The sequence below is a fragment of the Azospirillum sp. TSO22-1 genome, from assembly GCF_003116015.1.
Lineage (GTDB): Bacteria > Pseudomonadota > Alphaproteobacteria > Azospirillales > Azospirillaceae > Azospirillum.
Window position 1 is genome coordinate 50183 of the sequence record NZ_LGQZ01000108.1, and the last position, 23453, is coordinate 73635.

10 protein-coding genes are annotated in these 23453 nt (G+C 70.2%); 2 read left to right on the forward strand and 8 right to left on the reverse strand.

What is annotated here, in order from left to right; all coding sequences use genetic code 11:
• Positions 1–4: 4 nt before the first annotated feature.
• From TSO221_RS26020 to TSO221_RS26050, 7 genes are all read right to left on the reverse strand, one after another.
• Entirely contained in the window at positions 5–2638 is a 2634-nt protein-coding gene (locus TSO221_RS26020) for a virulence factor SrfC family protein (RefSeq protein ID WP_109121427.1), read from the reverse strand.
• Between the two features lie 10 nt (positions 2639–2648).
• Positions 2649–5648, reverse strand: coding sequence for a virulence factor SrfB (locus TSO221_RS26025; RefSeq protein ID WP_109121428.1), 3000 nt, complete (start codon positions 5646–5648; stop codon positions 2649–2651).
• Between the two features lie 21 nt (positions 5649–5669).
• Complete coding sequence (locus TSO221_RS26030) at positions 5670–6977, reverse strand: SrfA family protein (RefSeq protein WP_146208909.1); 1308 nt, start codon at positions 6975–6977, stop codon at positions 5670–5672.
• Positions 6974–8794, reverse strand: a complete 1821-nt coding sequence (locus tag TSO221_RS26035) for a VWA domain-containing protein (RefSeq protein WP_109121430.1) — start codon at positions 8792–8794, stop codon at positions 6974–6976. Before TSO221_RS26035 ends, TSO221_RS26030 begins: the two co-directional genes overlap by 4 nt.
• A 355-nt stretch (positions 8795–9149) precedes the next feature.
• Positions 9150–13799: a tubulin-like doman-containing protein gene (locus TSO221_RS26040; RefSeq protein WP_109121431.1), complete on the reverse strand. Its 4650-nt coding sequence runs from the start codon at positions 13797–13799 to the stop codon at positions 9150–9152.
• Positions 13800–13825: 26 nt separating this feature from the next.
• Positions 13826–17911 carry a hypothetical protein gene (locus TSO221_RS26045; protein ID WP_109121432.1) on the reverse strand — a complete coding sequence of 1362 codons (4086 nt, stop codon included), beginning with the start codon at positions 17909–17911 and terminating at the stop codon, positions 13826–13828.
• A 164-nt stretch (positions 17912–18075) separates the two neighbouring features.
• The gene (locus tag TSO221_RS26050; RefSeq protein ID WP_146208910.1) at positions 18076–19080 is read right to left on the reverse strand and encodes a sigma 54-interacting transcriptional regulator; all 1005 of its coding nucleotides are present in this window, start codon (positions 19078–19080) and stop codon (positions 18076–18078) included.
• A 177-nt stretch (positions 19081–19257) separates the two neighbouring features.
• Here TSO221_RS26050 and TSO221_RS26055 point away from each other — a divergent pair, with 177 nt between their 5' ends.
• Both TSO221_RS26055 and TSO221_RS26060 read left to right on the forward strand, forming a co-directional pair.
• On the forward strand, positions 19258–21018 hold the full coding sequence (locus tag TSO221_RS26055; RefSeq protein ID WP_146208911.1) for a hypothetical protein: 1761 nt from the start codon (positions 19258–19260) through the stop codon (positions 21016–21018).
• Positions 21019–21074: 56 nt separating this feature from the next.
• Positions 21075–22682, forward strand: coding sequence for an SUMF1/EgtB/PvdO family nonheme iron enzyme (locus TSO221_RS26060; RefSeq protein WP_109121435.1), 1608 nt, complete (start codon positions 21075–21077; stop codon positions 22680–22682).
• Positions 22683–22794: 112 nt separating this feature from the next.
• On the opposite strand, the gene TSO221_RS26065 is transcribed toward TSO221_RS26060, so the two are convergent.
• Positions 22795–23304, reverse strand: coding sequence for a hemerythrin domain-containing protein (locus tag TSO221_RS26065; RefSeq protein WP_109121436.1), 510 nt, complete (start codon positions 23302–23304; stop codon positions 22795–22797).
• Positions 23305–23453: the final 149 nt, after the last annotated feature.

A 23453-nucleotide genomic window follows, 5' to 3' on the forward strand; every position in this document is an offset into this window, starting at 1 on the left:
CTGCTCAGGCGGCGTCCGGCACCGGCACGCGGGCCAGGATCTCGCCGAGGCGGCGGTTGGCGTGGCTGGAGATCTCGCTGGCCTCGGAATGGCCGACGTTCTCGATCGCGGCGGCCTTCAGCGCGAGCAGCCAGTCGAAGATGAACGGGCTGGTGGTCTCCTCCTCCGGCAGGTCGGGATAGGCGCCGGCCGGCGGCGGGTCGGTGAAGATGGGCGTCACGCCGTCCGGGCGCAGCGGCCGGGCCGAAGGCGCCCGCTCCTGCATGCCGAAATCATCGATGAAGCGGCCGATGACCATGGCGGAGGCCAGCACCTGCCGGTCCACCATCGCCTCCCACTGCGCTCCGGCGTTGGCCTCGGCCGCCTCGATGGCGGTGACGATGCGCTCCTCCAGGCGGGCGGTGGCGGCGGCGGTCAGCAGCTCGCGGGTGATGAACAGGGCCGTCTCGCGCGGCAGCCCGCCCAGGTGGCGCAGCAGGTCCTCGTCGTCCGGGAACTCGCGCAGCAGCTGCTGCCATTCCCGCATCACCTCGCGGGCGAAATCGACGGCACGGCCGGAGCGTGCCCTGGGTGCCGCGCCACCCGCCGCCCCGCCGCCGCTCATCAGCGCCGACAGGTCGGCCCGGCCGCGCGGAGCGCGGGCGGCGGGCGCCGTCTCGGCCTTCTCGCCGGCCCCGAAATAGAGGGCGCGCAGCCGTTCGGCGGAGGGATAGAGGCTGGCCAGGATGGCGCCGAGATAGCCGGGGTCGAGGCTTCGCAGCAGCGCGTCGAACGCCTGCTCCTTGCGCGTCACCTCTTCGGTGCCGGTGCCGGAGTAGAAGGAACCGACGCCGTCGCGCAGGCGCCGGCATTCCGCGGCCAGCAGCTCGGCCACGCGGCCGGTCTTCTGCGCCGGGTCGGCGGCGGCGGTCAGCTTGGCGATCAGCCGCCCGGCGCCGCCGTCGTCCAGCGTCATCACGGCATCCCAGGCGTCGTGGGCCTCGGCGACGTGGTCGCGGACCAGCGTCTCCTCCAGGAAGGTGCGGCGCAGCTCCGCCAGCCGTTCCGGCTGGCCCGGCAGGAAGCCGGTCTCGCGCCCGTCCTCCAGCGCGACGACGGTGCTGGCGAGGCGCGGCTTGCGCGTCAGAAAGGTGTTGTTGAACGGGCGGCCGTTCCAGTTCGCCACCCACTCCTCGGCGCCGATCTTCTCCAGCGCCATCTTCATCAGGTCGGACCAGATCAGCCGCCGGCTCTCCGCCGTCTCCGCCGCCATCGGGGCGACCTTCTCGTCGAAGCGGGTGATGACGAAGAACAGGCCGGCGGCACGCCGCCGCCGCTCCTCGGGTGTGGCGCCCTGCGTCTGGCGCACCCAGGCCGACGCCGCATCCTTGACCGCCGCCACCTCCGGCTGGCGGGACGAGGCGACGCAGAGCAGCAGGAGGTTCATCTCCTGGTCGGCGGTGTAGCGCTCGAACAGGTAGGCGACCTTGCCACGCAGGAACAGCTCCGCCATCGGGTCGGCGTTGGCCGCGGTGCGCGCTTGGCTCCCCACCTCCTCGATGGAGGACACCGCCAGCCGGCCGCGGTAGCCGGGGAAGTCCAGCAGGTCCACCCGCTCCACCAGCTCCGCCGCCGGCGGTTCGGCCAGGACGAAGCGCAGTTCCGCCACCAGCGCCGCCAGGACGGAGCGCTGCAACGCCACCTCGGCCCCACCGGCTGCCCCACCGTCGGCCGGCAGCACGCCGACGCGGTCGGCGCCGTCCTTGCCCAGCTGCCAGAGCGTCTGCACGTTGACGATGCCCCGCTCCTTGGCGAGGCTGCCGTCCGGCTTGCGTTCCACCAGGGCGGACAGGCGGCAATGCGCCGACTCCGCGTGGCCGAGCGCCGCCAGCGCCGCCTGGAGCGTGCGGTAGCACTCGGTGAAGGGCGCCACGTCCTGCCACAGCAGGGCGAACAGCCGGGCGCGGTCGTCGGCGGCCAGGCGCGGCGCCAGATCCGCGGCGGTGCGCCAGAACAGCGTGTAGCGCTCCATGGAGGCGCGGAAGTGATGGGCGAAATAGTCCATCACGTCGATCACGTCCTCGGCGCTGAGGCCGCCCGCCGGCTGTGGCTGCGCCCGGCCGCGCAGCTCGTTCAGCCGGTCGCGGATGGCGGCCTCGGGCAGCGGCACGGCGGTCTGCTGGTCGAAGTCGCGGTAGTAGCTGTTGCCGAGGATCTTGATGACGTCCGCCTCCGACAGCAGCCGCACCTCCACGGGGTGGCTGGCCGGCGCGCCGCCCGGGCGGCAGGTGAAGCGGGTGACCAGCCCGGTCGCCTCCTTGCCGTGGCCCACGGGGTTGACGTTTTCCAGGAAGTCCAGCCGGTCGGGGCCGAGCCGGGTTTCCAGCCGGCCGTTCGCCCCGGCCGCGAGCACCGACACCAGATAGGACTTGCCGACTTGGCTTTCGCCGAAGAAGCCCACGGCCAGCGGCCGTTCGACCGTCCGGCGCAACCGGCGCAGGTGGTTGCGGCTGCGCAGGAGCTGCTGGGTCAGGCCGTCGGCCTCGCGGTCCAGCCGCGGGGATTCGGCGCGCGTGGCGGCGATCCAGCCGGCCGCCTGCCCGGCGGCGTCGTGCGCGTCCTGGCAGGCCTGGGGGAGGGGGTTGCCGTCGAAGGTCATGTCCGCGGTCTCACTTCTGCAGGGCGACGGCGCCGGTGTCGAGCCAGTAGCCGTCCACGCCGACGCCGGTGTAGGGCAGCGTGTGGAGGCTCAGCTTCACGTCGGCGCGGCTGAAGCCGCCGACGGGGTTGGTCGGCTCGGCCCGCGCCACGTCGTAATCCTCCACCGCGAAGGGCGGCTTGCGGCCGCGCCGCACCTGATCGGCGCTGGGAATGCGGGTGACACGCTTCACTGTCACCTCGGGTGCCGCGGCGCGCACCACCTCCGCCTTGCCGGGGGCTGCGTGCATCAGGTAGAGCGGCGTCGCCGGCCAGCGGGCGATGGGCAGCTGCCGGAAGCCGAGCTGCACGACGCTGCGGAAGACGTGCGTCCTGGCGAGGTCCAGGGTCTCCTGCCCGCCCGTCTCGTCGGAGGGGCGGACGTCCACGTCCAGCTCGTCCAGCACGTCCTCTGGCGCGATGGTGCCGACGAGGTCGAGGAAGCCGACGTAGCGCGCCGTGGACTTCACGAACAGCCGGTCGGACGACAGCGCGAAGTTGCGCAGCGCGCCGCAGCGCCCCAGCTCGCACAGCATGGCGCCGACCGCCGCCGTGGTCTTGGGGTCGCCGATGCGGCCGGTCTTCTGGAACGGGTACCAGTTGCCGATGCGGTGGGAGTGCAGCGGCACGATGCGGTCGGGCGCCACCGGCAGCTCGGCCAGCAGCATCTCGCGCACCGCGGGCAGGCGCGAGGGCCGCCCCGACACCAGCAGCACGTCGCAGTCGTAGGCGCGCACCGCCTCGCACAGGCAGCGCAGCACCTTGGCGATCTCCCACTCCCACATGGTGCGGTGGAGCAGGCCGAGGTCGATGGTGACGGGCACCGTGCGCAGGTCGAAGCCCTGCGCCCCGGCGGCCTTCGCCCCGGCGTTCACGTAATCGAACACCGTGGCGCCGGGCATGGTGGAGACGTCGAAGAACTCTTCCACCGTGCGCGTCTGCACGGGCGCCCCGGCAACCGGGTCGTACTCCTCGTAGGCGGCCAGAACGGTCAGCCCGATGCGGTGCAGCACCTGCACGGCGAGCTGCTGGCGCAGCAGCGTCCTGGTGGCCTCGGTGGCGTGCGGCCCCATCAGATCGTCCACCACCACGTGCGGGTCGCCGACGCCGCAGGCGGCCAAGTGCCGCTCGATCGCCTTCACCGCCACCTGCTGGACGACGCGCAGCAGGATGTCGTCGCCCGCGATCTTGAAGCCCTCGCGGAACAGCTGGTCGGGGATGATGTCCGGGTTGATGCCCTCGCCGCGCAGCGTGAAGTCGGTGACCACGAGGTCGGTGGTGCCGCCGCCGATGTCGATGGAGGCGACGCGCAGCGCCCGGCCCGGCGTCTCGCCGTAGCGCGGCCGGCGCATGGTGGCGAAGAACTGCTGGGCGTTGCCGGCGAAATGCCAGACGATGCCGTTGTAGAGGTACAGCACCTGCGAGCAGGTCGCCTCGTCCCAGTTCATGACCAGTTGCGGCAGCTCCGGCCAGCAGTCGCGGCTGGGCTCCGGGTCATAGCTTTCCGGGTGCCATCCCAGCGTCGTCCACACCAGCCGCAGCGCCTGGTTGGCGCGCTCGCGGTAGATCGCCTGCTCCTGCACCGCCATGGAGGGCGGCACGGTCAGGATGACGCGGCGCAGGTGGCGCGGCAGGTCGGCGTGGCTGGAGCGCTGGCGCTGCGCCGGGCTGTTCATCTGCGTCAGCGCCTGCACCAGGATCTCGGCCAGGGTGAAGGTCATCAGCGAGGAGCGCGCGTAGTGCGGCATGAAGACCGGCATGTGGCTGGTCTGCGTCGAGAACAGCGCCTCGCCCTTCTGGTCGATGTGGTTGGCGAAGGGGGCGGCCGTGGCGTGCGGCTCGTCCCACGCGGCACCGCCGCCGGGCTGCGCGTTGAAGCGCCATGCGGTCGGGTACTCGGCGGTGTCCCACAGGTAGCGCTTCGGACTGGACAGGCCGGTCGAGCCCTCGTTGCCGCGGCGCCGGGCGGCGAGGCGCATGGCCTCCGGCCCGACGCGGGCGATGGTCGGCCACAGGAAGGCGTCGCCCAGCCCGCTTTGCACCGACAGGTGATCCTTGCCGAAGCTGGCCTGCGCGAACTCGATGCGCGACTGGAACGGCTCGCGCCAGACGCAGTGCGGTTCGCCGAGATCCCGCAGCTCCAGCGCGTGCACGTCGCCCAGCCGGTTGGCGGAGCCGGGCATCTCCTCGATCAGGATGCCGCAGGTGCGGGCGTTGCCGAAATCGAGGACGAGGTCGACCGGCACCGGGCGGTGCAGCGCGTCCTGCCGGTTGGCGATCATCTTGACCTGCGGCACCGCCGCCTGGGTCGCCAGCAGGTTCAGCAGGTGCAGGTACAGCGCCCGGTGCCTGAACGCGGCGAGATCGGCCGACAGGTCGTCGGGGTGCGCCTTGCGTCGCTTGGCGTCGACCTCGAACAGCTCACGCAGCCACGCGTCCACCCAGGGCAGCGCGGCGAAGCCGGCGGCCACACGCGCGTCGTCGGTGAACTGGAACAGGTGGCCGGCGCGCACGTCCTCGTCGGTGGGGCGCAGGTACAGCGCGTCCTCCGCCACCATCAGCGCGGTGTCGATGGCCAGCGTCAGACGGTGGCTGTGCGCCGGGTCCTCGCCCTCGGCCAGCCGCACCAGCCGGGCGCGCGCCCAGTTGGTCGGCCCCTCCAGGAAACCGCCGTCGGGCCGGCGGCGCAGCACCGGCACCGGCAGCCACTGGCGGTCGTACAGCGCCGCGACCTCCTTCAGCAGCGTCTCGACCTGCGGCTGGCGGCGCGCCCGGCTGTCGCCGGGCATATGGTACTCGCCCTCCTCCGGGGCGTAGTCGAGCCGGATCGCGCCCATCGTGCCGCCGTCCAGCACGAAGCCGGCGGGCATGCTGCCGGCGCTGCGCAGCGTCAGCCCGAAATCGAGGAACTGCACGCCGCTGCGGGTGATCAGCGAGGTGACGTCGTCGTATTTCTTCAGTTCGGCGAGCATTCGACGGTTTCCCCGGCTGGCCTAGCGTTGCATCTCGACATTGAAGGTCTTGTTGTTGGCGTGGCGGCCATGGCAGACCGCCCGTCCGCCCTCGCCCACCCGGCATTCCACCTGCGAACGGTTGAACCGGGTGCCGTCCGGGCAGCGCGGGTCGTCCAGCCCGTCGATGTGCAGCTGGCCGCCACGCATGGTCGCCTGCGCCCGGCCCCGGCATTCGGAGCCGTCGTCGCGACGGATGGTGAGCGTGCCCTGACCCTGCCGGTCGAAGGCGTAATCGACCGCCACCGGGCGCCCGGTGTCGGTTTCCGTCAGGCCGGTGCGCGAGCGCCAGCGGCCCTCCAGGAAATCCACCCGGCCTTCCTTGCGCGCCTGTTCCGGAATCACCATCGGCACCGGCTCCGGCGGCAGGGTGGCGGGCGTCGGCGGCTTGGACGGCGGAACCGGGGGCACCGTCCCGGCCCTGCCGACCTCCGGCGTCACCGGCACCGGCTTTCCCGGCTCGACGGCTGGGACCACTGGAATTTCCGCCTTCGGCGGGGCGGCAACCTCCGCCTTCGGCGGGTCGATGCGCGCCGGCGCGGCGGGCGGGGACGGACGCTCCGGCGCGCTCCAGCCGAACAGCCCGGGCAGGCGCGGGTCGATCCCGGCCACATAGGGCTCCACCAGACCGGGCGAGCAGCTGTGCAGCCCGAACAGCAAGGGGATCAGCAGCAGGGGCAGCACGACGAAGGGCAGGAAGCCGGCCAGGAACGGCCAGGACAGGACGCCGCGCCGTACCGGCGCCGGTACCGACGGCATCGGCGCGGCGGGCGGTGGTTCGGGAGGCGGCGTGGCGACCGGGGCGCGGGCGGCCCAGCTGGTGGTGTCCTGGCCGATGTGGGTGAAGCCCCAGAAGGTGATCACCGGCCGGCCGTTGACCAGATAGACGTGGTCGCCGTCCGGGAACTCGGCGGCGGCGGCCAGCAGCGCGGCGAACAGCGTCTCGTCGCGGGTGGCGCCGGCGGCGGCGGCGAAGCCGGCGGCGGCCTCGCGCAGGCGGGCCTGCATGGCCTTGGCCTCGGCGTGCGCCTGCGCGCGCTCCTCCTCGGTCTGGCTGGCGGGCGGGATCACGTCGCCGCCCGACGCGGCGTACCAGTCGATGGCGTCGCCGCGCTCGTTGATCTTGGGGATGGCGAGGAACCCGGCCAGTTCGGGCCCGAGCCGCGCCTGCACCGCCCGGCGCAGGGGCGTGGCCGACCGGAACACCGGTTCCCCGTGCGCCCCCTTGGCCTGATAGGCGCTCAGCGGGTCGGAGCGCAGCAGCGCGCCGATGTCCATGGGACCGCTCATGGTTTCCGACACTCCGCGGGTACGGGGGCCTGCCCGGTGGCCTTCTGCACGGCCGGCAGCAGGCCGCCGACATCGGTGGCGTTGAACACCTTGCCGCCGGTCTCGCGCGCCAGGCACGAGGCGGAGTCGCCGTTGGTGACCTGCACGACGTTGATGACCAGCCCCGGCTTGCGGGCCTTCAGCGCGCGCGCCGCGGCGCAGGGGTCGGCGCCGCAGGAATCGTGGCCGTCCGACAGCACGACGATCACCGCCGGCCTCTTGGGGTCGTCGGCGGCCATCATGTTGGCGGCGCGCTCGATCCCGCGGGCCAGCGGCGTGCCCTGGCGCGGTTCGATGCCCTGCACGATGCCGCGCAGGCGGTCCCGCTCGGCCGGCTTGAAGAAGGAGAAATTGTCGGTGCCCTTGCAGTCGCCGAACACCACCAGCCCGGCGTCCACGTCACCCGGCAGGCGGTCGAGCGCAGTGCTCATCGCGTTGCGGGCGTGGTCGATGCGGCGGTCGCCCTGGCGCGTGTTGGCGACCTGCCGGGCCCGCGCGATGGCCGACGGATCACCGCGGCGCACCCCGGCGAGGATCGCCGCCTCGTCCTGATCGCTCAGACCGAAGGGGAAGCCCATGCTGCCCGACGCGTCGAGCGCGAAGACCACCTCCGGCGCCTCCCAGGGCGGGCGCGGTGCGGAGCAACCCTTGGCCGGGCGCGGCTCCTGTTGTGCCTGCTGCGGCGGGGGCGCTTCGGCGGGTAGGGCCGGCACCGGCGGTGGCGACGGCTTCGGCCGCGGCACCGGCGCCTCGGCAGCGGGCGGCGCCACGGCGGGCGGTGCGGGGGGAGTGGTGACGGGCGGTGCCGCAGCCGGGGGCGCTTCGGCCTTCCGCGGCTCGTTCCGGGGCGGATCCGGCCTGGGCGGAACGCTTTTCGAGGGCTCCGGCGCGCGGCAGACCTTGCGGGCGTCGTCGAGCCGGCGTTCGAGCGCCGCGATCTCCGCCTCCAGCGCGCCGCCCCGCGCCTCCTCGCGCTCCAGCGCGGCGCGCAGGCCGCCGTCGGCACGCCACGTGGCGAAGAAGCCCCAGCGCCACCACCACGCCGCTCCCGCGACCAACAGCAGCAACAGCAACACCGCCAGGCCGGCGGCCATGCCGGCCCGCCATCCCAGCGCCGGCCCGGCGGCGACCGCAGCCCCCGTGGCTGCACCAGCCCCCGCGCCCGCGGCGGCCGTGGGAGCTGCGCCGGTCGCGGCGCAGGCCGGGGCGCCGCTTGCCGCTTTCCCCGCTGCCGGTGCCGCGGGCGTGGGCGACACGGGTGCGGGCGACGCAGTTGTGGGCGCGGTGGTCGTGGGCGGCGACGACGCGGCAGGGGCGCGGACGGAGACGGCCGTGGGTGCGGCCGTTACCGCCACGCCCCGGTCCGCATGCGCCCAGAAGATCAGCACCGGCTGTCCGGCTATGACGTGGACGCAGTCCGGCCCCGGATAGCGGGTTGCCAGCCGCAGCGCCTCGCCCAGGCGGGGATCGTCGCGGCCGACGCGCTCGGCCAACTGGCGCACATGCCCCAGCCGCTCATCGAGGACGGCGCGCAGGCGGCTCTGCTCATGCGGCGGCAGGGACGAGAGCGCCACCGCGTTGCCAAGCCCTTCCGCCCACCAGTCGATGAAGTCGCCGCTTCGGCGCGGTTCGGCCAGGACGCTGCCCCAATCGGGCGGCACCCGGCCGCGTAACGCCTTCAGGATCTGCTCGGCCGAGTCCAGCACCGGCGCGTCCTGCAAGCGCAGCGGCGTGTGCAGGGTGCTCGGCGTGCGGGCGATGCGGAAACGGTTGGCCATGCGCGCACAAGCCTATGCCGTCGCCAGATACGACGCAATCAAGGTTCTGGTGCTCGCAGGAATTGTGCCGACCAACACATGGGACCTGAAAGGGTGGAGACGTCCGAAGGTGTCGGTAGCGGGATGCCGCTGTCAACCATTGCGGAAAATGTGAGCGCGGTGACGAAGGGATGCGGGAATCTCCACCCGGGCGGCGCTACTCCCGGCGGCACGGCCATTGAAATGGCATGCGGATGATCGCCGGCCGCGGGGGCGCCGCCGCCACGCACCGCGTCAAGGGGCGCGACTCGGCCACCCACACGTGCGGCATTCGTGACGGGCCGCCGGGAATGGCCTGCCCGCGACGACCGGCACCTCAGAATGGCGCTGCTTCGGCGCTGACCAACGCCCGTTCCCGCCGCCGCACCTCGTTGCTGATTTCCGTCATGGCCGCCAGCTTGCCGCGGACGGCGCGCGCCGATATCTGCGGTCCGGGAAACAGCATGCCGAGCTGGGTCTGCACGACGGTCGTGGCAAAACGGCCGTCGCGCAGGCCGGGAAGCGCCATGACCGCCTCATGCAGCGCGTGCTCGCTGTGGTGGTGCAGCATCGCCTCCAGAATGTCCATGCCCAGTTCCGCCGGGATATCGGGGACGGGCTGGCCGATGCCGAAGCTGTTGCGCAGCGATTGAAGGGTGCTTTCCTGAACGTCGGCGATGGTCGCGCCGAAATAGCCGGTTTCCAGCATCCAACGGATGATCTTGGCCGGCTCGCTGCCGCAGATCACGCAGGTGTCTGGCAACTCGTGGCCCGGTTGATCGCGGAAATGCTCCGCGAGATCCTCGGGCCGGAAACGCCGGACCTTGCTGCCGTCGCGCAGGCCGAGCAGGCTGAGGCAGATCGGGCAATGGGTGATGTGGCGGGACAGGTGCTCGAACGGCAGCAGCGGCGCCCTGTCCGTGCCCGTGCACGCGTGGCAGGTTCCCAGATCGTACTCCGCGGCGGTGCTCCAGGGCCGTGCGCCGGCGTTGCAGTCGAACAGGTTGCGGCAGAACCCCGGCCGCCGCAGACCTTCGGCCGCGATCGGCTGATAGTCGGCGGGATCGCGCAGCATCAGGTTGGTGCAGCGGGGACAGCGGACGGCGCCGACGCTGCTCGGCAGCGGCTGGAACAGGGCGCCATCGTGGTCGGAACAATACGGACAGACCATCAGCGTGCGCTGGCACCGGCGGCAGGTCAGCCGCTTGCCGGCCGCCGCGGTGTCGACGTCAGCCTCGGAGGCCGGAAAGCCGCAATGGTGGCAGTGGTGCCCGCTGACCGGGTAGCCGGCGTCGCCACTGAACAGCCGGCCGCTGCGGTGCACGTGAACCAGCCTCCTTCCGCTGCCGTCCTTCATCTCCAGCACCGGAAACAGCAGGTGTTCCGCGACCTCCTGGTTGGGGCAGCGCTGTTCGAGAAGCTGATGACGGTCGATGAGCACCTCGAAATCGTGCCGGTCGAGCGCCGACACGCCGTTCTCGAAGTAGGCCCGCAGGGACGCCGGAATGCGGGTCCGCCTTCCCGGCGGCACATGCAGCGCGACGCAGCCGGGGCAGTCGGTCGCGTCGCCCGGGTCGCGGCGCCGGACCTCCGACAACGGCCGCCGGCCGGCGTGGTACTCCTCCATGCACTGGGGACAGGCCGTTTCGCGCATGGAGATGTGGCGGCCTTCATGCGCCGCCTCCGGGCAGCGCCACCAGTAGGTCCGCAGCTCGCCCCGGCAGGACGGGCACTGCCGCACCGTCGGGCGGCCCTGCGCGTCGAACGCGTTCGGGGGCAGCTGCTCGGACAGATTGTCGATCTCGCAGGACGGATTGCCGCAGCGGTTGGGGATCGGCCCTCCGCAGCCGGGGCAGATCAGGTGCGTCCGTCCCGGAAGTTTGGCGAGATCGAAGCCGCACCCCGGATTGCCGCACAGGATCGCGTCGGGCGCCAGCTCGTCGGGAACCAGGTTCTCGAGTTCGTCCGCACCCCGCCGGAAATGGAAAAGCGAGCGGAAGCGGTCTTCGGCGGCGCGGTAGCGGCGGTGATAGCGCTGGATGCCGGAGATCTCGGCCCCGGCGCGGTACAGCTCCTCGTAATAGATGACGGGAACCGGGCTGGCTTCCTCGGCGAAGCTCGGGGTGACGTTCAGGACCTTCTGGGCCGCCGCCTTCAGCCGGTTCATCAGGCCGTTGCGGTCGGTGACGCCGCGGTTCTCCGACAGCGTCCGGCCGATCTCCGGCTTTCCGATGACCAGCTTCGCCTGCTGGATGGTGGGCGCCACCGCTCCTTTGGCGAACACGGTGCTGCGGCACCGGGCGATGAGGTCCTCGAGCCCCTCGTCACCGTTGAGCCGCGCGATGATGAAGGCTTCCTGCTCCGACCAGAAACGCACGAAGCAGCTGGCGTAGTACCGTGCCAGCACCTGGAAGCGTTCGAAGGCGTTCAGGGCACGGATCGCCTCCAGGTGACCCGGCGGATCGTGCGGGCGCAGGAAATGCCGGTCGATCAGTTCGGCCAGGGTATCGGCCATCGGTCCGGCCTGGGACGAATGTGGATCCCGCGACGTCTCGGCGACCTTGAGGAAGTCGTCCAGGAACCTCTTCCACACCTCGCGCCGCGCCGGGCTGTCGCGGAAGTGGTTGCGCACGTCTTCCGCATCCAGGGCGGTCTCCCGCACGAACAGGCCGACGATCTCGTCGAGCAGCGCCTCCGTCTGATTGGGCATCCCGCTGGTCAGGATCGCCCGCAGAGTGGCGGGCAGTGGCGCCATCATGCGGTCGAAGCGTTCGGCGTACTGGTTGTGCTGGGTGAACGGCTCACGGAGCCGTTGCAGGCCGTATTGCTGCAGCTGGGTGTTGCGGTCGTTCAACAGGCGCGTGTTCTCGTCGTGAACGGCCAGCACCCTCCGGATGTCGCCGGCCAGCACTGCATGGTTCTGGTGCAGGAATTCCTCGACGATCGTGGGCCACTGCCCCGCGTCCAGGACGCTGCGCTCGGCTTCGGCCAGACTGGCGTCGAGCCGCTCGCGGAACTTGCCGACGATGAGCTCCAGCGGCCCGCTGCCATGGATCCGATGCTGATGGATCAGGTCCTCGTCGCGCGTCTCGTTGACGATTCCGAGAGCGATGCGCATCTGGATCAGCGACGGCGGCGCCAGGACGCTCGAGGTGCGGAGCTTTCCCTGGTCGAGCGGCTTCAAACGGTCGAGTTCCTTCACCGCGCCGCGCAGCAGGGCCAGGGCCTCGTCGTCGAGGACCGCGACCTCGCGCTGCAGCCGGTCGTGCAACTCGTTCAGGCACGCTCGCAGCCTTTCCCAGAATCCGTCCAGCTCGGGCGCGCACAGGTCGACATGGTGCAGATTGGCCCGCACCGCCTCCACCCCGTTGACCTCGGCCGTCCATGCCTGGGCGGTGATGGTGGCGGCCCAGGCGTCGCGCAGCGCCTTGTCCACCAGGGCATACAGATCGCGTAGCCGTTCGTCCTGCCCTTGGGGATCCTTCCGTCCGGCCTTCAGCCCCTTGATCCGCCCCTCCAGCCCGTCGAGCTTCGCACGCATTCCGCGCAGCCGCGTGCACTCGGCCGGCGGGCCGTTGCGGACCGCGAAATCGCGCCAGATGCCGATGAGCGAGGCCCGCGCGAACCGTCGGGCGCCCGTTTCCTCATCGTACAGGGGGGCATTGCGGGAAACGGTGGTCTCCGCCGCCCCCGCGGCGGCATCCGGTATGGCGCCATGCAGTTGCCGTTTGATCTCGCGCCCCGACACCACCGTACGCCGCGCTCCGGTGTCGGCGACCGCGCGGTTGAGGATCGCCGCCTCGAGCGTGCGGGCGATCTCCCCGACCTCGGCGAGGGCCAGGGGGGTCACCGCGGAGGTGGAGAAGACGAATCCCCGCTCGCGGTGGTGGATCGGCGCGTTGACGTCGGTCTTCTCGTTGTTGGCTCCTTCGTCGAGCTTGGCGCGGACGTCCAGGCGGAGCTGGGCCAGGATGTTTTCGGCCATGCGGAAACAGGTCATCCGGATCGTCGAGGCGGCGAGGTCCGGGATCTCGGCGGGTTCGCCCTCCGGCTTGAAGGACTGGTAGAGGTAAACGAGGTTGAAGACGCTGGAATCGCCGCGTTCGGCCTCGAAGGTGAGCCCCTGCCGGCCGATGGGGTAGCGGATCCGGAAGGTCTCCTCCGGCCGCAGGCGCCAGTTCTTGTACACGGCCATTTCCTTCAGCGAGGCATAGGCGTTGGCCTCCACCCGCTCGGCCCGGTCGCTGGCGATGAACGGCTCGGCCAGCAGGAAGGCGCCGGTCAGCGAGCAGCCCGGATCGATGTGCCGCATCATGAAGGCGACATCCCAGAACGTGCCCGCGCCGGTGCCGCCGGACAGCGAACAGACCAGGTGAACGCGCACCGGTTTGCCCGGTTCGGTCACCTTGCGGACGCGCTCGTGGCAGTCCTTCAGCTTGTCGTAGATCGCGCGCGCCTCCGTGAACAGGCCGATCCGCCCGAGCGGACGCCACTGCCCGGCACCCTCGTAGCGCGCCTGCCCGAGCGACATCTCGCCGAGTGCCTCGTGGTTGACCGCCGGCAGCCACTCGGTCACCGACGGCAGGGCGGATTCGATGCCGTCGTTGGGCTCCGCGTTCCCGACCAGGCGCAGCCGGTGGCGCGGGGTCTGCCGGATCGCCTCGACGCTGCGGACGATGCCGTCGGTGCTGATCCCGATGATCGACTCGATGGTGGGCAGGGCGCGGCTGAACGAGCGCTCGGTTCCGCTGCGGAACGGCGCGGTGCGGGGCACGACGTGCTCGTCCAGCTCCTCCTCGCGGTTGGCCTTCCAGTCGGTGTCGATGGCCAGCATCTGCAGGTGCCCGGCCTCGTACATGCCGCGCAGCCCGGTATCCGTTCCGCTTTCGGCCTGCCAGCGCAGGTAACGCAGCGTCCGCACGCCGGTGCCGCCCAGCCCGATCACCAGGGCGGGGAAACGCTTCACTTCCTTGTGTGCCGTGGCCATGGTCGTCGTTCCTCGCGGGCTTCTGGTCAATTCTGGGCGGTGGTGATGCCTTGCGTTTCGCGGATGTCCCAGTGGTGCTTCACCGTCAACGGGTCGGTCGGGGTGTGCCAGACGCCGTAGAACACCATCCCCGCGGCCGAAGCGAGGAAGACGATCATGACCGTCTTCGCCACGGTCATGTCGAAGTCGCGGAGGATCGCCGGCATTTCCCTGGCCTCCTCTCCTTTGGCGGCAATCTGCCGCACACGCGTTTTCTTGACGATGCGGGCGACGACGGCGATGACGCCGAAGACGGAGAGCACGGCCGCAACGATGGTCAGCAGAATGGTCAGGCCCAGGTAATCGAAGTATCCAAGCAGACCGATGCCGGCCCCGACCGTAAACGGCGCCCCGACGAACGAATTCAGGAAGCTCACCCACGAGCTGATGCGGTCGAGGTAGCTCGGCCCGTTGGCGCCGATGACGGGAAGCAGCCTGGAATAGCCGACACCGCGCCTGCGAAGGAACCAGAGGATCAGGTTGACGAACGTGACCAGCGTGGTGAAGCCAAGCGACGCCATCATGATCACGGAAAGATCGTATTTCGGCTTTTCGACAATGCCATAGGACTTGACGAAGTCGGGCGCGGCAGTGGGGGACATCATGATCGAGCCGAGGGCCCCGTCCGAAAAACTCTCCGGAATCCCCCAGGCCACGGGCACGGCAAACCTATGGTCGAAGCCGGAAAAATCGTGCGTCAGGGCAATCTTGGCGCCGACGATTTCACCACGCCTGTCCGCCATCCAGACCAGGAAGTTCTGCCGCCCGAGCGGCATGAACGACGTGTTCTTGATCTCGATGTCGGCGCGCGCCCAGATGTAGCCGTCGTCCTTCGGAACCTTGGTGGCCTTGAACTGCCGGACCTCGTAGTCGAACACCGGGATCCGACCGGTCACCGGAACGACGGCCGCCGATCCGCTGCCGGCGTTGGCCGGGGTCTTGTCGCGAAGGACGACGCGGAAGCTCTGTGCCGCCGCGACGGCGCGGGCTTCGCCGTCGCTCAGCGGAATGGACAGGGTGACCGTCTTGCCGGCCCTGACCGGTTCGGCCTTGTCCAGCGTCTTCTGCACGAAGTCCTGCCTGCCGTCGGACGACTGCAGCGCGTAGCCGGTGACCAAGTTCGGAACGATGCCGGGGTTGGCGACGTCGATACGGATTTCCTTGCGTTGCGGGTCGAAGGGACGGTCTCCGTTCATCTGCACGGTGAGCGGCGTCGGTCGCGGCAGACCGACCGGCACCCAGCCGCCCGCGCAGGTCTTCACCTTCGATGTGGCTTCGAGATCGGTCAGGGCGCAGACCCGCAGTTCCTGTCCGGCCAGCAGCCTGTCCTGCCACTCGTCCTGCATCGGGACCGCCACGCGCAGCAGCATGGGCACGTCCCTGTTGCCCTCCCTCGAAGCGCCCCGGATCTCGATCCCGTTCGGCGGATCGAAGACTTCGGGCTCGCTTCCTTCCGTGGCCGCCAGCAGGAGTCGCCCGAGGGTCTGGCTGTAGGGCGCCTCGTTCAGCACGGTAACCGTCAGGACCAGCGGCAGCGCGTCGGTCCACTCCGCCGCATCCGCCAGCTTCAGCGGCTTGGACGGCAGCGGGGTGACGGGAAAGCTCGACAGCGGCACCCGTCCGCTCACCGACTGCCCGGTTTCGTCCACAAGGACGAGGTTCTGTTCCAGGTGGGGGCTGTGCGCCCGGAAGAAGTTCTTGTTGAACGGGATCCGGACGGTTTCCCGGCCGCCACCGGCAATGTTCACCGGCGCCGGAAGCGGCAGGACCTCGGCCTGCTCGGGCCGGCCGCCCTTGGCGTACATCCGCACCTGCAGGAGCCTGTTGGAGACCAGGGCGGGATTCTCGACCTCCAGGCGCAGGTCCAGCCCGCCGCGGTCGTTCGCCTCGAACACGCCCGGCGAGACCAGCCGCAATGCGGTGTAGGGCGGCGTCGGATAACGCTCCGATTCCGCCCCCGCGTTGTCCTGGTCATCCACCGCCTGCATGCGGAACAACGGCTGGCGCAGGATGGACTGGACGCCGAGGTCGCGCCCGTCGAACGTCAGCGGCACGTCGGCCGACGCGCTCCGGGCCAGCGTCACGGCGGGCTCGACCCGCTTCACCAGCCTCTCGCCGGCGGCACCGTGGAGGACAAGCGCGGCCAGCGTTTCCTGGAAGCGCGGATTGTCGTTGATCACCGTGACCCGCGCCCGCAGCTGCCCGGCCACGCCGTTCTCCAGCCACCGCAGCCCTGCGATCCTCAGACTGGTCGCGGTCGACGCCGGGCGTGCGACGGGAACCGGCGCAGAGGGCCGCCCGTTCGCGGCGTCCTCCACCGCCACCGACAGCCCGTCGTCGTTCAAGACCTCGACCGCATCGTCGCCGAGCGCCACGGTCACGGTCACCCGCCGGCCGGACGGCACCATGGCCGGGCCTCCGGGCACGGGCTCCACCCTGAAGGGCGTGGTGCTGCCGCGGGCGTAGAAGAGCACGTTGCGCACCGGACGGAGCGGCGGGCCGGGAGACTCCACGTCGAGCGCCAGTTCCGCCCGTCCGTCCGTCAACCGGATTCGCGTTTCGTTCACCCGCAGCGGGGCGGCCTGGCGGTACTCGATCCGCACGCGCGGCGATTCCGGATCGCCCGCACGCTCGCCGTCCATGGACAGGACCGAGGCGTAGACCGCGCCGCGGTCCAGCGCCTGGTCGATGGCCGGGGTCAAGGAAATCGACAGCTCCCGGGTGGCGCCGCGCGCCACGTCCGGCGGTTCGGGCAGGTCGATCCGGCCGAGGCCGGGGCCGCCCTGCTGGGTGGCCGAAAAGACGATGCTGCGGGCGAGCCGCGGGTCCGGCTGCGGGTTCGCCAGCGTGACCGTCAGGTCCGCCGGCCGCCCCGCCACCTTGCGTTCGGCCTTCGCCCCGGTGATCGTCAGCCCGCCGCCGACGCCCTTTTCGATCCGCACGCGGGCCGTGACGCCGCGGCCGTCACTGTCCAGCCCGGCGTAGATGGCGGTCGCGGCGAGCAGGGCGCGGGCCTCGTTCCCACCCAGGCGCAGCGCGACCGTCTTGGCCGCGTTGCCCTCGATCACGTCGTCGGCGTTGACCGTGGCCAGCACCGGGCCGTCCGGCCGGTCGTACAGCGTGATCGTGCGCAGCCGGTTGGACACGCGCGCCGGATTGCTCACCGCGAGCGAGCAGTTCAGCCCCTCCAACCCGCGCGGCTGGCAGGCCCCGCCGGTCACCGCCAGACGCGGCCGGGTGGCGCGCAGCACGCTGTCCACGAGTTCGCGCGCGAACTGATTGAGGTCCTTGGAGGCGTCGGCGTACTCGATGACCTGGGCGCCCAGCTCCTTCTCGAGGCTCTGCGTCAGGGGGCGCAGACGCACGGTCTCCAGTGCGCAGTCCCGGTACCCCTTCGACGTCGCGGCGAAGTCGGCCTCGGTCGGGCGCACCGCCAGCAGGCCCACGTAGATCGGCAGCTGGTCCGGGTCGGCGCGGGAGGCGATGGTGCGGCGCAGGGCCTCGACATCCGCAGCGACGGCCGTCTTCTGCGTGGCGCGGTATTGCTTCAGCAGGTCGCAGATCCCGGTCCCGTTGCTGTTTTCAGCTTGGTTGGAGGGGTCGTGGATGAAATCGCTGGCGATGAGCACGATCTTCAACCGGTTGTCGGCACGGTCCTGGAGGGCCGGCAGTCCGGCGATGAAGCGCAGCAGCGGGCGGAAGTCGGTGACCTTGTCCGGGGTGATGGCTTCGGTGAACCGGGCGACCGCGTCGTTCAGCGCAGCGGTGTTGCCGCCCTCGATCCGGTCGGCCAGCGGCAGGACTTCCCGCCCGAAGGTGTAGAGCGACACCCGGTCGTCCCGCGAGACGAAGGTCCGCGGACCATCGATGGGCAGGGTGAAGGCCGTCTTCAGCATTTCGGCCAGACGCTGGTTGGGGCCGTCCGGCCCGCCGGTGAAGACGGTCTTGGAATTGTCCAGGAAGACGAACAGGTCGATGGCCGGAAGCGCGTGCTGCGCCGATGCCGTGCCTGCGATCAGCAGGAGCGCGCCCGTCAACGCGGCGGCGATGCGCGTCAGCAGCGCGTGTGCCATGGCCAGATCCCCCTCCGTCCGTCGAAAAGTCCAGGCGCCGGAGCAGGAATTGGGCCAAGGCGGCAGCCATTGACTCATATGGGAAATCGGGCGCGGAGCGGCGTGCGCCGCTGTTCACCGGACAAGTGGGCTGGACAGTCTGGACAGTCTGCTGCGCGGGACGCTCAGCCCTCCTTCCAGCCGCGCTCCTTGATGATCTTGTAGAGCGTGGTGCGGGACCGGCCGAGGATCCGGCTCGCCATGCTGATGTTCCACTGCGTCGTCCGCAGGATCTGCAGGACATGGGCGTCGTCCGGCGCCGCTGCGCCGCCGTCGGGTAGCCCCAGGGCAGGACCGTTGTCCGAGTTGAACAGCACGCGCGCCACGGTGGACAGCCCGTACACCCCGTCCTTCGCCGTGCCGAACAAGGCGATGTTCTCGACTGCGTCCCGCAGTTCGCGGATGTTGCCCGGCCAGCTCAGCAACTGGAGGAGTTCGAACGCCTCGTCGTCGAAGCGCGGCGCCGTCCGGGCAATGACGCGGGTGGTGTCGTGGAACTCCTGCAGGAAGAGGTGCGCCAGTTCCCGGACGTCGTCGCGCCGAGCCCGCAGCGGAGGCACGTGCAGGCGCCATCGCCGCAGGCGGTACCACAGGTCACGGCGGAACTTCCCCACGTTGACCAGCGCTTCCAGGTCGGCGTTCGTGGTCACGATGATGCGGACATCCGATTTGCAGAGTTTCGCGGGTTCACCGAGACGATAGAAGCCACCGTCGTCGAGGAACCGCAGCAGCCCCGCCTGGGCGCGCGCCGGCAGGCAATCCACGTCGTCGAGCACCAGCGTGCCCCCGTTGGCTTCCAGCAGGACACCGGGCTGATCGGTCTGCGACGACGTATAGGCGTCGCGGGAATGGCCGAAGAGGGTCGCCTCCAGCGTTCCCAGATCGAATTCGCCGCAGCCGCGCCTCCGGAAAGGGCCGGCGCAGCGCGGTGAGGCGGCGTGGATCTCTTCGCACAACCGGGTCTTGCCGGTGCCGCTTTCCCCGGTGATCAGAACCGGGCCGGGCCGGGTGGCGATGACGCGCGCATCGTGCAGGACGCGGCGCATGGAATCGGAGATGGCAACCAAAGGAATCTGCTCGGCGGATGCCGTCTTTGCCTGGGTATAAGCGCCGTCCACCGTCCGAAGCACGACGTCCTCCTTCTCCAGCAAGGCGGGCAAGCGATTATGAAAAGAATCTATGCATAATATAGTCAATTATGCCATAGTCGTGTAGATAATTTTTATGAAATAGGTAAATCATACATTTGAATGTTTTGGTGCGCTTGTGAGATTGGTTGTTTCTCTTGAGAACCATGAGAGGAGGGGATGTCGACTGCAGGAAGCGGAGGCAGCGGGGGAAGCCCTTCCGGCTCGGACGTTACGCTGGCCGAATCCCGTCCGTCGGCGGCGGGCGATGACGCCGCCGAGGTTCCATGGCTGGAGCTTGATGGCGACGACGTGACGGTCTGGGCCTCGACGTCGATCGACGAGAGCGCCCTCAAGGTCTTCATCGACGGAACCGAGGGGGCGTCCTGGGCCCTTGCCGCCAACGAGCGGATCCAGCCCTTTGCCGTCGTTGGCGAAGCGCTCGGCCATCTCGGCGAGCGGGATCCGGGCAGCCGGCCGCGGGCCGTCATGCTGGGAGGCGGCTGCGGCGAGGGGAAAACGACGGCGATGCGGCAGATCGTCACCCGCTGGCTGCGGCAGGCGCCGCTTGGCACGCGCATGGCTCTGGTCCGCGAGGGATCGATTGGCCGGCCCGAGAAGGTCATGGCCAAACTGACGCTGCTGCAGCAAGCCGCCGGAGCGGAGGTGACGCGTTGGCTTCTCGCCATCGACAACGCGAAGCCGATCGAAGAGATCTTCGCGCTGGCGGAAATGCTCTCCGACCGGGAACGGCACAACGTCGATATCCTGTTCGTTTGCCCGCACATCGCTTGGCCGCACAGCCAGTTCTGGCCGCCCCGGGCGCCGCGGCATGCGCGGTTCGAGTTGATCTGCCACGATTTCATCGGGCCGACCCTGCGGGACATCGGCGCCATCGTGGACGGCTGGGTCGCGGCGGGGCGGATCCGGGCCGACGCATGGAGCGCCGAAGCCGACCGACTGCAGCGGAACGTCACGGAAGGGGCGTCGCGCTTCGCCGTGTTCCGGCCCGAACGCAAGGAAGTGATCGGATCGCTTCTGGGCGCCCTGCTGGTCGGCACACCGGGCAGCGGCCCCGCCCAGCGGGTCGCCCGGATCGTCAAGGAGCTTGCCGACGAGCATGCACAGCCGGACGGAAGCGCGCCGATGGTCTATGCGCTCGGCCTCGTCGCGGCCGCGCACAGGGGCAGCTTTCCACGGCTCACGCGGGGCTTTCTGCTGCGCTGCCTCCGCATGGCCGGGCAATGCCGGGACGCCGGCAGGACGGAAGTCATGGTGGACCGGCTGCTCTATGAAGCCGTGGTGCTGGAGACGGCCGACGGCACCCTCGCGACCCGCCATCGCGCGATCGCGGAACGGCTCACCGTCGAATGCGCCCAGGCGCTCGGCCGCACGGACGCGGAGTCCCTGTTCGCCGACCTCGCCCGCTTCGCACGGGATCCGGCATCGGCGCCGCCGTACGAACGCTATGACGGGGCGTGGCGCCAACTGTTCGTCGCAGAGGCGAAGCACCACCTGCGCCGCAACACACCCGCCGATGCCGCGCTCTGCTGCCTGGCGTGCCTGAGCGAAGCCTCCACCGTGGAGGGCGGCGACGACGGCCCGCTGGACCTCGAAGTCGCGCTGGAGGCGCTGTATCAGCTGTACGAGGCGGTGAGGCGCTCGCGCCGGACGAAAGGCTGGTTCGACGACCGCCTGCTGTCCTGGATCGGCGCCCTGGACCGGGATGGCGCGGCTCCGGCGGAAAGGGTCGCTCCGTCGGACTTCGACAGGATGATGGCGGACATCGTCGACGCGGTCGTCGGCGATCCCCGGCCGCCGGCGGCCGGCGGCCAGCCGTGGCGCACGGTCGCCAGCCGACCCCGCGAACACCGGTTCGCGACCCTGTACGCCCTGATCTTCCGCCGCATGGAACCGCCCAAGCGTTCCCCTTGGCGGTAACCCCTTCAGACCGATCGCCCAGGAAGCCACCACCGCACACCGCAACCGGAGACGTCATGCGCACCGCCGTGATCCTGACCGCCATAGACGTCGAAACCGAGCACGTCCTGAAGCATCTGGGCGAGACCAGCCGCGAGATCCGGCAGGGCCAGGTGTTCCGCGTCGGACAGTTCCACGGCGCCACCGGCCCGTGGCGGGTGGCCGTCGCGCAGGAACGCGGCAACGACATGGCCGCGCTCAACGCCACGATGGCGATCATGCACTACAAGCCCGACGTCGCGCTTCTGGTCGGCGTCGCCGGGGGCGTCAAGGACGCCGGCATCGGGGACGTCGTCGTATCCACCAAGATCTACGGGTACGAATCCGGAAAGGTCACGCCGGACGGCTTCCACGCCCGCCCCGACCCCTACAGGCCCGATCAGGCGCTGCTGGCGCTCGCCCGTGACTTGGCGCGCGCCAACGAGTGGAAAGGCCGTCGCCTCTACCGCAAGCCGCATGACAACCGCACCGCTTATCTGGGGCCGATCGCTTCCGGCGAAAAGGTCGTCGCGGACCGCCATTCGGATCTGGTCGCCTTCCTGCGTTCCCATTTCAACGATGCGCTGGCGGTCGAAACCGAAGGGCACGGTTTCGCCACGGCTGCCCATGCGCTGCGCAGCGCCCAGTGGCTCGTGTTCCGCGGCGTCTCCGACCTCCTGTCGGGAAAGAGCGAGACGGACGCCGCCCACGGTCAGGAGTACGCCATCGATTCCGCTGCGGCGCTGGCGTTCCAGCTGCTTTCCGAACTGCCGGTCGAAGGCATGCCGGACGGCAGGCGAGCCGACCCCGCCGGCGAGGTCGCTCACGAGCCCGCGGTCAGCAAGGCGTCATCCGTGCACGCGTCTTCGAACGACCCCGAACCTGCGGATCCGGAGGGACGGCAACGCCGGTGGGCGCAAAGGTTCGGTCTGCCCGCCCGGTTTCCGCTGGACATCCCGGCGCTCGGGGTGTCGATCGCGATGGCGCTGATTCCGCCCGGTGACTTCACCATGGGCAGCCGCGACAGGACCGAGGAGTTTCCTCCGCAGGCGCTCGCCATCCGCCATCCCTACGCGATCAGCTGCACGGCGGTTCCCGCCTGGTTGTTCGCGCGGTGGCGGCCCGACGTGTCCTTCGCGCACGCCGACATGCCGGCGGTGAACGTCGATTGGCAGACGGCGGTCGACTTCACCGCGTGGCTGTCGCAGACGACCGGCTCGCGCATCCGGCTGCCGAGCGAGGCGGAATGGGAATACGCGGCGCGGGCTGGAACCGACACCGACTTCTGGTGCGGCGGGCAGGTGCTCGGGGATTTCAACGTCGGGTCGGGAGACGCGTCGGACGCCGCACGCGGGCGTGTTCGGACGGTGGACAGCTGCACGCCCAATCCCTGGGGGCTTTACCACATGCATGGCAACGTCTGGGAATGGGTGGCCGACGGCTGGCGACGGGGACTCTCCGGCCAACCGGGGAGCGGTGCCGCCTGGACCGGCGATCCCACCGACCGGGTCATCAAGGGCGGCTCCTGCCGCGATCCGGCCGGCATGGCCCGCAGCGCCAGCCGCCGGCAGCGGGATCCGTCGAGGCCCAGCGACATCATCGGCTTCCGCATCGTCATGGACCTTCACCACAAGGGGCACCTGTAACCCGGCCGCTACGCCGGTACCCGCACCATTCTCCCCCAGGATTGCGATCGTCACCCCGGGGCAGGCCGAACTGCGGACCGCATGACCGGGTGTCCATTCTCCCGAGGGAAGCTCACCCCATCGACCTGTAGGTCTCGGCGAGGCGGGAATCCACGTCCGGCTCGATCATCATGCCGATGCCGGCCAGCAGACCGAGTTCCTCCTTCTGCACATGGAATATCTGCCGCTCCGCCAATTCCATGCCCAGCGTGTAGACGTCATTCCATTGCTCCCGGGTGAAGAAGCCCGCCTTCAGCCCGTCCGCAAACAGGGACACGATGTCATCCGCCAGCGGGGCAATCGCGTCGTGCTCGGACTTCAGGGTGAGGATCATTGCCTGCTCGCCCACCTCCGCCAGGAGAGGGAACAGGTGATCTTCCTCGAATGCGAAGTGCGTGGCGGTCTCCTGTGCCAGCACTCCCTTGGCCGCGACCAGGACGGAGCGGACGGCGGGGTCGCTCGGGTCCGCCGGCTTGGAGGGGCCTTGGCGTGCAAGCAGCGCCTCCAGATTCTGCACCGCATTAAGGCAGCGCTCGTGATCTTCGTGCAGAAGGCGGCCTATCTGCGTGGTGTCATCGTACATGGAACACTCCTGAAGCCTCGTCGGCTTACCAGCGTCACTCGGAACAGTTCAGCGGGGCAGGGTAGCCGTGACGGTCATACGGCGAACTCCCGCTCCAGCTGGTCGAGGGTCGCGACCGGCTTTCCAGCCGGAGCGAAGGGGCGGCGGTT